The following is a 14,137-nucleotide window of genomic DNA, read 5'->3' on the forward strand; positions in this document are numbered from 1 at the left end:
GTTACAGAATCCCCAGGTACGCACACAGAATAGCAATAACAAAGGTCACGACAATCAGCCAGAGGGGATTGGCTTTCTTTTTAAGCATCCAATAAAGGAACATGGTGAACCCGAATGGCAAGATATTCGGAAAAATATGATTCAGAAAATCCTTTTGAATTGAAATCGCTGTTTTTGCGCCAAAATGAATGGTTGTCAGCACATCCATTTTTACGTACGCTGAGATCAATGCGCCAATGACAGTAAGGCCGAGTATTGATGCCGCTTTACTGATAATAATTGAATTATCGCGAATGACATCAATGGCCTTTAAACCCAAATTATAGCCTAAATGGGCTTCCGGAATACGAATCAGGAAGATGCCCATATAGACGGCGAAGAACATAATCGGGCCGAGAATATTTCCGGATGAGCAGAAGGATGCGGCAATACCGCCTACAATAGGAAGAATTGTGAACCAAAATATTGCGTCGCCGATACCGGCCATCGGTCCGAATAATGCATTCTTTAATCCGCGAATCGTCTCACGAGGTGCATGCTGTTCTTCAAGATTAACGAGCAGACCCATCAGAATCGCTTCAAGCGGCGGTGACGAGTTGATGAATTCCATGTTTTCACTCATCACTGTAGACAAACCTTTTTCATTTTTCTTATATAACTTTTTGAAAATCGGTAATTGGGCCCAGGTCCAGCCAGGCGCATGCATACGTTCATAACTGAATGTCGCCTGAACAAGATTGGAACGGATGCCGAGCATCGTTAAATCGTGTTTTGATATTATCTTTTTTTGATCTTCAACTTGGTTAGTTTTTTCAGATGCCATCTTCTTCACCTCCAGAGGCTGTTCCTGCTTCTTCCAATCGTTTTTCCAGATTCTGAGTGTGCTTATCTCTAAAGAATTCGATCATTGCCAGGGCGGCGCCAATTGCGGCGGCAGGCAGTACGTTCGAATAAGGAATCAGGCTGGCAATCACAAACCCGATAATCAGATAAGGAACCAATGAACCTTTCAACATAACTTTGAGCAGCATCGCGAATCCGACTGCCGGAAGAATGCCGCCGGCAATTCCGAAACCATGGGACAGCCATTCCGGAAGTGAATTAACGAGCACTTTCATCGGCGCCTGAGCTGCGTAAGCGCTTAAAAAGACAATGACCACATAAGACAAAGAAACGATAATCAAAGGTGTGTACTGAATGCGTACAAACTTCTTGGTATTGGCTTCTTTTGCCGCTTTGTCCAGAGACGGCATAAAAAGCGAGAACGATGAGTAATAGAAAAGCAAAATATATTGCATCAGAAAAGCAAATGGCAGTGACATTCCGATTGCGCCGGCAGGACTTGTACCTGTGGTATGAGCAATAACAACAGTCATAATTCCACAAAGAACCGGGTTTGGCGGCTGAGTACCGCCAGCCGGTGTCAATCCGGCGAAAGCAAGCTCGGTCAACCCTCCTGCGATAACGCCAAGCTGCATATCACCAAGAATCAGTCCGGCAAGTGTACAAACAATGACCGGGCGGAAAATATAGAATGCCTGCAGCCAGAAATCTAATCCGGTAATCAGTCCGAGAACGGCCAGAAGAATACCTTGTGTCAACGTGATTTCCATTAAATTCACCCCTCTTTAGGAAATAATGTATTAAGCACAATTTTTCAGTTATAAATGATCGGACTTTTTTTACCGTCCGGATAATCTTGAATGAATACATGGACACCTCTGCCTTCAATATATTTAAACGTGTCAAGATCGTCCTGATTCACATAGACCTTTTTTGTAATCGATTTCTTTCCTTCGGAAAAATGCATGTTCCCAACATTCAGCTCACTGATCGGCACGTTGCCGTCAATCAGTCGTTTCACGTCCTGCGGTGTTTTCACGACAAGAAATATTTTCTGACGATCCGCCGCTTTGTGAATCACTTCAATCGTTTTCTGGATGGAAAAAAAACGAATCCCGGCTCCGGAGGACTTTGCGGTTACACCCATCAGATCCTGCATCAATTTGTCCTTGGCCGATTGATCGTTGGCAACAAGGATCAAATTTGCACCGAGTGCTGTCGTCCAGGTTACTCCCACCTGTCCGTGAACAAGTCTGTTATCAATACGAGTTAGCAAAATGTTAGGCACTTCAGTCACTCCCTAAAATCATCACATATTTTAATAGAAAACTTTGTAATTCCGTGATTATTGAATTTGGATTTTGTACCATCAAATAATAGTCATTGGCATCGAAAAAAATAAATTGTAGTTGTTTATCTGATCTTGTTTGCTTTGCTGAGCAGCAAGATCTTTTTTCTGTCTGTTTACGGAAAAAGATGTATTACCTAATCAGTTGAGTCAGGTGCTCATAATAGCGAATGTTTTGTTGACTGACTGCGGGATCTGTAACAATAGCGGTCAGGTCGGATACCTTGTAGAAATGATGGAAGGCTTCCACGCCAAATTTTGTGTGATCGGCTGTAACATAACGCTCATCGGCGTTATTCAGGATAATTCTCTGCCCGTTTCCTTCTTCTTCGTTTGCAATGGTCACTGAAGTACCCATCACTCCGTTTACACCAACAAATGCCTGACCGACTTTTATCTCACTCAGCATTTTATTGGCGAAGTAACCAATAAAAGTACCGGAAGACATGCGATACCTGCCGCCAATGAGAATGACGTCAAAGCGCGCGTCATTTTTAAATCGTTCAAAAATGGTGATTGCATTGGTGATCACATCTAAATGGTGGATGTGATGCAGGTAATCGAAGATCAGTTCGTTTGTTGTTCCTGGGCCAATAAAAACATAACCATCATCATGAATAAGCTGAGCGCATTTTTGTGCAACATGCTTTTTTTCGTTAATATTGATTGTTCTTTTTTGTTCATGCGAGAGCTCCATATAACTGGGAACGGTTTTCTTTGCGCCACCATGAATGCGAACAAGCAATTGTTTGTGCTCCAAGTCGTTCAAATCACGCCGAATGGTCATTTTTGTGACCCCGAGACGTTCGGCCAGAGCGTTGACGGATACGGTTGCGTGCTTGTCAACCAGATCGATAATTTTTTTAAAACGTTCCTCCTTCAGCATCACTCCCTTAAGCTCCTTTCGTCTCAAACCAAGAAAAACCCAAAATTAAATGTTCAAATTTGTTCAATTATTTATTTTATGAACATACTAGCACGATAAACGAACATATGCAATCGCTTTCATTTTATGTTCACAGTAAATACATAATTGTGGTTGTGTATTCATATTGCTTCGTAAATGAGATGATAAAGGAGAATGATTCAAAAAGAAGCCAACTGATGCTGTGCGGTTGGCCGGCACCAGTCATAAATGATTGATTTTAAAATTTTGTGACCTTTCGAACTTAAATTAACCGAACGATTAAGAGGAAATGCCCGTTTGAACGATTTTTACTTGAACACGGCAATGAAAGTCGGCGTTAGGATAGCGTTCATCCCATGTCTTTCCATCAAAATGATGAGTGAAACTACGAACGGTGTCTCCAAGCCGGAGCGGGTCTGTCCCGCGTTTCTGAAATTGACAAACCATTTTTTCAGCATTAGTGCTTAAACTTTCTGCTATTTTCCTCTCCATAGCTGATGTTGATTTTGTATTTATTGTTTTCGGACTTGCTTGCCGGATATACCCCTTAACATTTACGAGTGCGATGATTTTAGGCGATGCGCTGTTCCCGCCTACTACATGATATTTTACAGATGCTTGGACATTTCGGATCGCGACATGTTTTCCGGATGAGAACTGGTAATCATAAACGCCTTGATTAAACTTTTCATACAGCATTTTAAAAAGAAACATTTTATTTTCGCCGATACGCATGACATACTTGGCCTTCCTGAAAAGTGCGAGCCCATCTATTTCCAAATGGTCACCGTTTTTTAGGATGATTGGCATGAAAGGGTCCATGTAATCTCCATAGTAACTATCCAGAAAGTATCTCAAATTAGTTGTGGGATAGTTCTGCTGGCTGTTCTGAGCAATCATATGCTGAATATAGCGAGCGATAGGAATTTGGGTCTGGTAATCTGTTGCAGTAAGAATTTTTTTGGTGCTTCCTTCCACAACCGCGACAGATATCGCGCTGGGCACATCGGGGTCACGGTTTCGAAAAGACATTTGTCGACTTAAGCCGTGTTCCGCCATTTTTTTATTGAAAAGCATGACTTTCATGGAACCAACTCGCATCACTTCTTGACCTTGCGATTGAAACTTATCGACCAATGATTTTCCGTCATAAGTCACCCCGGACAGATTGCGTATCATTGATGCGGTTGCCGGAATCCCGGTTCCCTGACTTCCCTGGGTGCCGGTATCGATAAAACTTGGCATGACGACAGTACCCATGACTTTTCCATGTCCGATATAGTCAAAGCCCTCTCCTTCAACCATAAGCGTTTGATCGAGCGTATTGGTTGGAATGCACCCACAAAGCAGAGGAAATAAGGCAAACAGGATGAGCATTTTCACTTTCATTTTACTGCTTTCCTCACTTTCTTATGCAGCCACTGACAGGCTAATAATACGGGAAGATAGACATAAATGATAATTAATCCGGATGTCCCGAAAATCTGATTGATAATTCTTATTTGATTGCCACTGGTAATTGATGTGATCAATCCACAGGCCAAAAGGAGAACAATGAGCATCAAATACTTTTGTTTTATTGCGGGAAATGTAAACTTCAGACCACGCGTTATGATCCATGTACATAAACACACGTTTGGAACTAGGGTCCAAACGAAGAAAACGGTGGCGAGTTTTTCAGCATGATTAAAAAAAGGAATCTGAAGGGTCTTAAGAAGGGACATCAGCGGCCAAATCGTATTTTCCAGTGCACCTTTTGTAGCGAATGCGGTTCCGACAATCGTTAAATTAAGGTATAGAATCAAAGTAGTTAAAATACCAATGAACGCCCATTTTTTTGCTTTTTCAGGTTGACTCAGGAAAGGATAGTAATAGATGATCAGCTCAAATCCAAGATATAAATTGGCTCCGGAGTAGGAAGATCTGATCACCGAGATTAGTGAATGATCGAATAAGGGCAACATATTTGAAAAACGAAGATAAGGAACTGTAAAGTTAAGTATTTGAAAAAATGGAATCATATAGATAAAACTAAGCAGCGCAAGCCCTCCAATATTACGAATACCACCCATGACGACATAGCCTATGATGAAACAGATGATTATTGAGAATTCAAGTACCGGCAGATTGGGGAAGAGCCACACTTGGAAAATTTCGGAATAGATACGGATTAAACGAACCAAATAGACCATTACTTGCCCCACCATAATAAAATTAAGTAGCGTTCCCGCCCATTTTCCAAATAATCGCTGATGAAGCGAAAAAATATCCGCTCTTCCGTAAATACATTCATTCTCAAGCAAACGAAAGATAAGCCACAGAATCACTAAAGTTGACAAACCACTAATCATGATGCCGATCCAGGCATCTTGCCCACTTTGTTCGGTAAGGGGATTGGGCAGGATCAAGAAATCCGCTCCGAGCTGCAGTGAAAGGGGGATGAAGAAAGCACTTAATGGACTCAACTGAAATGCTTTGTTTATTTTACTATTCATCGTTTATCTCCGTTCTTAATCATCCAATTCAGAGTGTTTCGGTCCAACTTTCTCATGAGCACGCTGGTTATTGAATCGTTTCGAATCACTAGGACGAAGAAAAAGTGGGCGCATGTTTTGAAAGTTGAGTGGAAGACGAATAAATGCATCTTTTAAGTCACTGATCCGTGTCGGATAAATCGGTTCTATATAAGGGCGACCCAAGGAAGTTAATCGTGTTAAGTGGTTAACAAAAATCAGAAAGCATAGTGAGATCCCCAATAAACCGAGAATCTGCGCGGATAGAATAAACGGAAAACGAATAAAGCGGATGGTTGCCGCCATTCGGTAGTTAGGCGTTATGAATGCGGAAAGAGCGGATAACGCAATAATAATCAGTAGAAAATTGCTGACAATACCGGCCTGAACGGAAGCTGTGCCGACAACTATACCGCCAACAATGCCAATGGTCTGCCCTACTTTTGTCGGAAGCCGCGCCACCGCTTCACGCAGCAGCTCGATCATGATTTCCAGAACTAATACTTCAGATAAAGGCGCATAGGGAATAGTAGTCCGTGAAGTAAATAAACTTGGGATTAAGTTATCGGGAATCAGTTGGTAATGATAGGTTAAAATGGCTACATAGACTGATGAAGAGATCACAGAAAAAGCGACCGCAAAAAGTCTTAATAAACGATAAGCGGTCGCGATCGGCCATACCAAGAAGTAATCATCAAATGCGACAAAAAACTCGATAATGGATGCTGGAAGAATGAGGGCGTTTGGTGAGCCATCGACGATCACTGCAATTTTTCCTTCGTATAAAGCTCCCGCAACACGATCCGGTCTTTCCGTATCAATAAACTGAGGAAAAATTGAATTATTATTATCGCTAATCATTAAGGCAAGCATTGTTGAATCAATCATACTTGTGATTTCTAAGTCATGGATTCTCTGTTTCACTGTTTGAATATTATCTTTGTTTGCGATCCCATCGATATATATAACGCAAATCCTTGTTTTTGATATTTTTCCGATACGCATGTCTTCAAACATAAATTGGGGAATTGGAATGCGCTTTCGAATTAAATTAATATTCAGATCGGCAGATTCCACAAATGCTTCACGCGGACCTAAGACACTTGTCTCATTCTCTGATTTTTCAATTTCTCTTCCCTTAATTTTCACTGAAGGAATAATTAAGCAATCCGGCTTTTTTTCGGATTCTTGAATAATGGTGTATCCATCCAGGAGCCTTGATTGAATTAAGGATAAATCTTTCGTTCGGATCACTTTTTCGGTAGGGATTTGATCCTGAACTTCCGTTAAATTATGGGTTTGATCGCTATACAGATAGGGGAAAACATCTCGATGAAGGTACTCTACATCAACGAGTGTCTGAATGAAGGAGATCCAGCATGTAAAGTCTTTGCCTTTATGTTCAAAATGAATAAAATCCGGAACCTTCTCTAATTTTTTAAAAAGATCTGTGACTGAATCTATCTGTATGGCATGATCTGTTCTTTTTTTTCTAAAAAACAAAATGAGCACATCCTCTTTATGAATCATCATTTGTTTTTTCGGTCAATTTAGCCTTTTTTTGCTCATCTTTTCGTTGATCAACGGCAATAATGATCAATGGAATAACGCCTGGAAAAATTATTAACGCATGTGTCAGAATAACGGAGACGGTTTCCAGCCTAAAATGCACCGAAAAAAGAAAAAAGAACAAGATAAGGAAATAGCAACCGTATAAAATGATGCCGATCATATAGGATGCCCCCTCATTTAATCATTTTGTCCCAAAAAAGACTGCGTTAACCTTGTAAAAATCAAATTTTTATTTGGATTGTCATTAAAGTAATTGAATGGAAAGATGAATGCATGCCGAGGATTTGGGTAAGAGGAGTTGATCTGAAAAAAAGAAAAGCCAACGATCCAAGAAAAATAGACCGTGGCTTATGAGGGCTTTCAATGATAAAAAATAGTTTGGTTAAAAGGGGGGGAATCATTCATTTGTCAAAATGTGAAAAGGTCATTTACACTGGATATCATTTGCATCATCAAAATGATAAACGGTGTCCGCCTGATACTTTTTGCCGGGTCTAAGAATGATGTTGCCAAATCCTTGATGGTGGATCGCATCCGGCATCATCTGCGCTTCAAGCGTTACGCCTTGGTGCGGTTGCATCGGTTTGCCGACCATTGTCATATCACTTGAAAATCCGTTTCCGGTATAAACAACAACAGCATTATTTGTTGTCGTCATAGTCACCCGTCTTCCGCTGGTCGGGTCTTCAAGTACGGCTGATGGTTTTTCATTCATGTCCAGTAAAAACGGATGATCATAACCGTCTACCAGTTTATTTTGCGGATAGTCCGAATAGATCCCCTTTTTAATCGGCGCACCGTGAGTAAAATCAAAAGGAGTACCATGAACGTCAATGAGCTCCCCGGTTGGAAGACCATCTTGTCTAATTTCACCAAATTGATGGCTGTTAATGGTCAGAATATGATCCTCGATTTTTTTTGTGAAATCTCCGCTTAAATTAAAATAGACATGGTTCGTTGGATTAAAAAGTGTCGGTTTATCCGTCGTTGCTTCGTAGTGAAGCCGCCATTGGTTCTCGTTGTTCAGGCTGTATGTGACAGTCGCCTTAAGATTGCCGGGGAAACCATTGGTACCATCCGGACTAAGTAGATCGAATTTGACACCGATGTGATCATCGTTAATGAATACCCAACTGTTCCAAATCTGACTCTCAAAGCTTTGAGGACCGCCATGATTGGTATTCTCCCCATTATTCAATGGGAGTTGATAGTCATGTCCGTCAATTGAAAAGCTACCCTTTGCAATTCGCCCCGCGACACGCCCGACGGTCGCGCCAAAATAGGCATCCTGATTTAAATAGTGATCAAACTGATCATAGCCCAGAACAATGCTGGCTCGTTCTCCATGTCTGTCGGGTACTTCAATGCGATTAAGGGTTGCCCCGTAATTCATCACGCTTAGCCTCATACCATGATCATTGATCAAGTTATATTGCAGCACTGTCTGTCCTTGATAGACACCAAATTCATTTTTTGAGATCTCCATAGCAAGCAGCAAGCCTCCTTATATGGATTCAACGAAACGTTTAAAAGCCGTTTGCCCTTCTTTGGAACGTTTATAGACGCCTGCGTCCTCAAGTACACGTTCAAATACCTTTCCGACTTCCCGATGAATCAGAGCGTCGATCGTTTCTGTATTTAACATGGGATGCCGGCCTTTTATGTGATCCGCCCACGGTTTATGATAAGTTTTCATCTCATTTTTTTCACCCAACAAATAGCGAGCAACTTCTTTTAGCTCCGCTTTTAATCGTGGCGGCAGAATGGCAAGCCCCATAACTTCAATCAGACCAATATTCTCTTTTTTTATGTGATGCAGGTCTTTGTGCGGATGGAAAATACCCTCCGGAAATTCAGTGGATGTTTGATTGTCACGCAAGACCAGATCAAGTTCATATAAAGCATCGCGTTTTCTTGCGATGGGTGTAATCGTATGATGCGGTTTACCGTTACTTTCAGCAAGAAGGTTGACAGAAGCATCGGAATAGTGACGCCAGCGATCTAAGATTTTTGTCGCCAGCCGGATCAGCTGATCTTTATTCGCACTAGTCAAACGGATCACCGACATCGGCCATTTAACAATTCCGCCTCTGACTTCATCAAAATGATCAAATGCAAACGAGAATTCGATCGGCGCTTTAGCCATTGGAAAGTCATGGCTTCCCCCCTGATAATGCTCGTGTGCCAAAATGGATCCTCCGACAATCGGAAGGTCAGCATTACTTCCGACAAAATAATGAGGAAATTTATCTATAATGGAAAGCAGACGATAAAAAGTATTCCGGTTGATCGTCATCGGTTCATGCTTCGCCGACAGAAAGATGCAATGTTCGTTAAAATAGGCATAGGGCGAATATTGAAAGCCCCAGTCCTCGTGATTACTTAATTGAAGGCGGATAATTCGGTGATTGCTTCGAGCCGGATAATTTACTCGGCCGAGGTATCCTTCATTTTCCATACATAGTTGACATAGCGGATAGCCCGAGTTCGGCGCCGACTTCTCCAAAGCGATTTGTTTCGGATCCTTTTCCGGCTTGGATAAATTAATGGTAATCTCCAGGTCACCGTAGTCGGTGGCCGACGTAAAATAGATGTTTCTTTGAATGGACTTTGTCTTAATATAGTCGTTCGCTTTGCTTAGTTGATAAAAATAATCGGTCGCTGCTTTCGGTCCGTCATGATCGTATCGTCTCCAGAATCGTCGATTGACGGTTGATGGAGCGGGGGTGATGAAGTTCATGAGTTGAGCGCCAAGCATATCACGGACGCCAAAATTCGACTCGATTTTATGATTTTGTACTCCATGTTCAACCAATTCATCCTTCAGCTTAAGCATGTCATCGGAGCCATTGGGTTGATATGCATGCTGGTCTTGATCTTCTCCCACAAGAGCCAGAACCTGATTGATTAAGTAGCGTCGATCCATTGATTCATAGTCGCTGTTTTCAATAATTTGGTTGACAAATTGATTCACTAAGCTGTTTTCTTTCATGGAGTTCTCCTTTATGCTTTCCGATCTTGATAGCCATATGGATGCTTCACATGCCAGTTCCAGGCGGTTTGGATGATGTCATGAATATCGTCATAGTTCGGCTGCCAGTGAAGCGTTTTTCGAGCTTTATCACTGGCGGCGATCAATGTTGTCGGGTCACCTGCTCTTCGCGGAGCAATCTGTGCCGGTATTTCTTTCTTTGTTGTTTGGCGGGCAGCCTCTAAGATTTGCTTAACGGAAAATCCGGTTGCTGATCCGAGATTGAAGGCGTCGCTCTTGCCACCGTTCTTTAAGTATTCAACGGCCAGAATGTGTGCGTCTGCCAAGTCGATCACGTGCACGTAATCACGAACGTTTGTGCCGTCCGGCGTGTCATAGTCATCACCAAAGATTTTCAATTCCGGGCGCTGACCGAGTGCGACTTGCAGAACGACCGGAATCAGATGGGTTTCCGGATTATGATCTTCGCCGATGCTTCCGTCCGGTTTCGCGCCGGCAACGTTAAAATAGCGGAGGGCAACAAAGTGAATGCTGTGCGCCTGATCGGCCCAGCGCATCATTTTTTCCATTGCCAGTTTACTTTCGCCGTACGGATTTGTCGGCACCTGAGCATCGGTTTCATAGATCGGGATCTGCTCCGGTTCCCCGTAAGTAGCGGCTGTGGAAGAGAAGACAATGCGCGTGACATGAAAGTCATTCATCGCTTTAAGCAGGCTGATCATGCCGCCGATGTTGTTATCAAAATATTTTAATGGTTTTTCCATTGATTCACCGACAAGGGAATTTGCGGCAAAATGAATTACACCGTCAATTTTTTCATTATCGAATACGTTGTTAAGGAAATCCTGATCGCGAATGTCTCCTTCATAGAAAACCGCCTTTTCATGAACAGCCGCGCGATGCCCGGTTGACAAATTATCAATAACCACAACTGAATAGCCTTTTTCGATCAGACGATCAACGGTATGTGAGCCGATATAACCTGCCCCGCCAACTACGAGAATAGACATAGATTTAAACCTCCGAAACTGTTAGATTTTTTGCACCGTCCGCAATTTCCGCAATATAAAAAGAAGGTGCGTAGCCAATCGTTTGTTCATAAATCCGGCCGACATTTTTCTGAAACTGATCTGTCTGCTTTTTTTGCACGATCGCAATGGCGCATCCGCCGAATCCGGCGCCGGTCATTCTGGCACCGAGCACGCCGGGCTGCCGCCATGCGGCTTCAACTAAGGTATCCAGCTCCCTGCCGGTGACTTCATAATCATATTTCAGTGACACATGCGATGCGTTGACCAGCCTTCCGAATGTATCCAGATCACCGTTGGTCAGAGCCTCCCGTGCTTTCAGTGTGCGCTGGTTTTCGGAAACCGCGTGGCGTGCGCGTTTCAGCAGGTTTTCTTTGCTTATTAAATAGGCGTATTCATCAAAATGGTTGTTGTCAAGGTCGCCTAATGAATGGATGTCGAGCTTGACTTGCAATTCTTTCAACGCTTCTTCGCACTCGCCACGACGTTCATTATACTTCGAATCTGCCAATTCACGTCGTTTATTGGTGTTCATAATAATAATCACATGATCACTGAGCTCGACTGGAACCAAATTATACGTTAACGTATTTGTATCAAGAAGAATTGCACGGTCAGCTTTGCCCATTCCTACAGCAAATTGATCCATAATGCCTGAATTCACACCAATAAATTTGTTCTCAACCTCTTTTCCGATTTTAACGAGATCAAGCCGATCAATATCAAGATTAAATAAATCTTCCAGGATCACGCCAGTTAACAATTCGATGGATGCTGAAGAAGAAAGCCCGGCGCCGTTCGGAATATTGCCAAAGAAATAGATGTTCATTCCATGATCAATCCGGTATCCTCGTTCTTTTAGAAAATGAATGACGCCTTTCGGATAATTCGTCCACTGGTCCTTTGATGCATAGGACAGATCATTGACATCAAAGGAAATCGTTCCTAATTCACTAAAATTCTCTGAATATAGTTTTACCTTCGTATCATTGCGTTTACTTGCCAGCCCATATGTCCCGAGAGTAATCGCACAAGGAAAGACATGACCGCCATTATAATCGGTGTGTTCGCCGATCAAGTTAATACGTCCGGGTGCAAAATAGCTCGTGGGCGCAGAGGATTCATTGCCAAATACTTTCTTATACCCCTCAATTAATTTAGTTAAATTCATACAAAAACCACCTTTTAATTTACTAAAATATCTACTTAAATAGTAATGTAACTTTTTAATATATGCAATCCCTTTCATCATGTTTTCAAAAGAAATTTGCTGAAAATAGAAGATGATTGGCTAGTGGTAATATGTCAAATCCCTAAAGGCGAGAAATTGGAAGCTTTTCATGATTTTTATCCCAAAGTGTTTAAAAAAGTGTATATAAAACCTGCCTCACCTCAAATAACAACAATTCCCATTTACTTGAACATGGAAAAGAGTTTGAAAGGATATGACAAACTGACTCTGCCTCGCGATTTTCTTTTGGATGGTTCGGGTGGTGTATACAATTGGTTGATGCTGAGCAGCGAATACACTAACCGTACCAATTTTCTTGCGGTTAAGACGAGCGCGCGTTTATATTGATGTCAAGTAATTTCTTTGTACTTTTGCTGGTAAAATGTCGATAGTCCGAGCCGTATTCTCCGGACCGAAATATTGGCTACAAACGAGCCTGACGTATTTAGCCAAGGCATGATGACTGTTAAACCGCTCGACATCACCAATTTCAGCGAGTAGACCGACTGCGAACCCACTAGCCAATTTCTTTGACGCACGTGAGCACAAGCCTTTGAGGGATGCCCTGTATCAGGCGACTGGTTTCTTTGTCATTAAGAAACATTATTTTAGATAACCCTGAGTTCTGAGTTAGTAGATTGTTAATTATTTTTTAGTGAAGAAAGCATCGAGCCTATTGATTTCAAAGACAAGTTTAGTAATAACTTCTTTTACAATATCCTACATTATAGGTGATCTAATGATTAAATAGAAATATAAGGAAAAATAGTTTGAAAGCAAAATTAATTTATAGAAAGCATTTAAATTAATTTTTGGGAAATAAGGAACTAGTTGATATGCCCAAATATTTCATGTCAGATCACAAAATAGTTTCCCTGAATTTTCATATCACAACCTATTGCTTGATAGTTAATATAGTTTTATGGATTATTTGGTACTTAATAGTTCTTCTAAACGGTTGAATCACATTCCTTGTACTTCTCTTTGAGCTCCTGTTCAATTTAAAAAAACTGATGAGACAATAAGCGGGTCCTTTTTTAGCGATAACTGCAGATTCCTTGGCCGATTTGGATGAAGCGCTTAATGTCTCGCTGAATTTCCTTCGGGCACAGCGACTAACATCCGGCAAGAGTCACACTTTTGAGTTACTAATATTCCGGATGGCCCCGCCATCTGCGAATAAACATTTAAATATTACAAAAATTTAATCAGATGCTTAGCAGCGCATGTTGTTTGGAATTATAAAGAATGATTACCGGTCTTTCACGCCTTGTCCAATAGAGCCAAAGATAAGACCTCGGTGAAGCAGGATCGTCCCGGTTCTTTCAATTTCATCTGTGTACAAAAGGTCAGGGGCAACCAGGGGAATTTACACCCAATCGTAGAGGTGGAACCAATGTTCAGTTTTATGAAGCATTCAATTGGTCGGTGTTTCTCAGGTAAATCATAATCAATCACTTTAACGGGGATATTTCCCAGCTTCTCCTGCTATTGCCCCTTAGCTTTTCTTGTGTTTATAGGTAATCAACGGTCGGTTCAAAAAGGTTAAGATCTGATTCACTTTCATTGAATAATTAAAGTATTAACTGTTGCGGATGCGTCTTTTCGCTCGAAGCATCGAATTGGCGTTTTTGCTGAGACAGAATTGTTCTTGGAACCCTTTCAGTTTGAGTGCAGTTTGGCATTTTGTTTCTTCAGCACAT

Annotated in this window: 13 protein-coding genes; all 13 read right to left on the minus strand. The window is 41.7% G+C overall.

All coding sequences use genetic code 11. From position 1 onward, the window contains the following. Position 1 precedes the first annotated feature (1 nt). A complete protein-coding gene (gene agaD / locus NIE88_RS02450; protein WP_253058344.1) occupies positions 2-823 on the minus strand; it encodes a PTS galactosamine transporter subunit IID in 822 nt (273 codons plus the stop codon). Continuing rightward, positions 813-1,613 (minus strand): PTS galactosamine transporter subunit IIC, encoded by an 801-nt coding sequence (gene agaC / locus NIE88_RS02455; protein ID WP_253058346.1) that lies wholly within the window; start codon positions 1,611-1,613, stop codon positions 813-815. Before agaC ends, agaD begins: the two co-directional genes overlap by 11 nt. Before the next feature lie 44 nt (positions 1,614-1,657). After that, positions 1,658-2,131, minus strand: a complete 474-nt coding sequence (agaB, locus tag NIE88_RS02460; RefSeq protein ID WP_253058348.1) for a PTS galactosamine transporter subunit IIB — start codon at positions 2,129-2,131, stop codon at positions 1,658-1,660. A 193-nt stretch (positions 2,132-2,324) separates the two neighbouring features. Then, on the minus strand, positions 2,325-3,077 hold the full coding sequence (locus tag NIE88_RS02465) for a DeoR/GlpR family DNA-binding transcription regulator (protein ID WP_253058583.1): 753 nt from the start codon (positions 3,075-3,077) through the stop codon (positions 2,325-2,327). Positions 3,078-3,377: 300 nt separating this feature from the next. Beyond that, positions 3,378-4,487, minus strand: a complete 1,110-nt coding sequence (locus NIE88_RS02470) for a Ger(x)C family spore germination protein (protein ID WP_253058350.1) — start codon at positions 4,485-4,487, stop codon at positions 3,378-3,380. After that, the gene (locus NIE88_RS02475; RefSeq protein ID WP_253058352.1) at positions 4,484-5,593 is read right to left on the minus strand and encodes a GerAB/ArcD/ProY family transporter; all 1,110 of its coding nucleotides are present in this window, start codon (positions 5,591-5,593) and stop codon (positions 4,484-4,486) included. Before NIE88_RS02475 ends, NIE88_RS02470 begins: the two co-directional genes overlap by 4 nt. 15 nt (positions 5,594-5,608) lie before the next feature. After that, positions 5,609-7,114, minus strand: coding sequence for a spore germination protein (locus NIE88_RS02480; RefSeq protein WP_253058354.1), 1,506 nt, complete (start codon positions 7,112-7,114; stop codon positions 5,609-5,611). A gap of 16 nt (positions 7,115-7,130) precedes the next feature. Further along, entirely contained in the window at positions 7,131-7,343 is a 213-nt protein-coding gene (locus NIE88_RS02485) for a hypothetical protein (RefSeq protein WP_253058356.1), read from the minus strand. Positions 7,344-7,607: 264 nt separating this feature from the next. Beyond that, positions 7,608-8,669 carry an aldose epimerase family protein gene (locus NIE88_RS02490; RefSeq protein ID WP_253058358.1) on the minus strand — a complete coding sequence of 354 codons (1,062 nt, stop codon included), beginning with the start codon at positions 8,667-8,669 and terminating at the stop codon, positions 7,608-7,610. A gap of 18 nt (positions 8,670-8,687) precedes the next feature. After that, complete coding sequence (gene galT, locus NIE88_RS02495; RefSeq protein ID WP_253058360.1) at positions 8,688-10,175, minus strand: UDP-glucose--hexose-1-phosphate uridylyltransferase; 1,488 nt, start codon at positions 10,173-10,175, stop codon at positions 8,688-8,690. An 11-nt stretch (positions 10,176-10,186) separates the two neighbouring features. Beyond that, positions 10,187-11,185 (minus strand): UDP-glucose 4-epimerase GalE, encoded by a 999-nt coding sequence (gene galE, locus NIE88_RS02500; protein ID WP_253058362.1) that lies wholly within the window; start codon positions 11,183-11,185, stop codon positions 10,187-10,189. Positions 11,186-11,189: 4 nt separating this feature from the next. Beyond that, positions 11,190-12,374 (minus strand): galactokinase, encoded by a 1,185-nt coding sequence (locus NIE88_RS02505; RefSeq protein WP_253058364.1) that lies wholly within the window; start codon positions 12,372-12,374, stop codon positions 11,190-11,192. A gap of 399 nt (positions 12,375-12,773) precedes the next feature. Continuing rightward, positions 12,774-12,983 (minus strand): transposase, encoded by a 210-nt coding sequence (locus NIE88_RS22725; protein ID WP_373689396.1) that lies wholly within the window; start codon positions 12,981-12,983, stop codon positions 12,774-12,776. Positions 12,984-14,137: the final 1,154 nt, after the last annotated feature.

Source organism: Sporolactobacillus shoreicorticis (genome assembly GCF_024125445.1).
Classification (GTDB): Bacteria; Bacillota; Bacilli; order Bacillales; family Sporolactobacillaceae; genus Sporolactobacillus; species Sporolactobacillus shoreicorticis.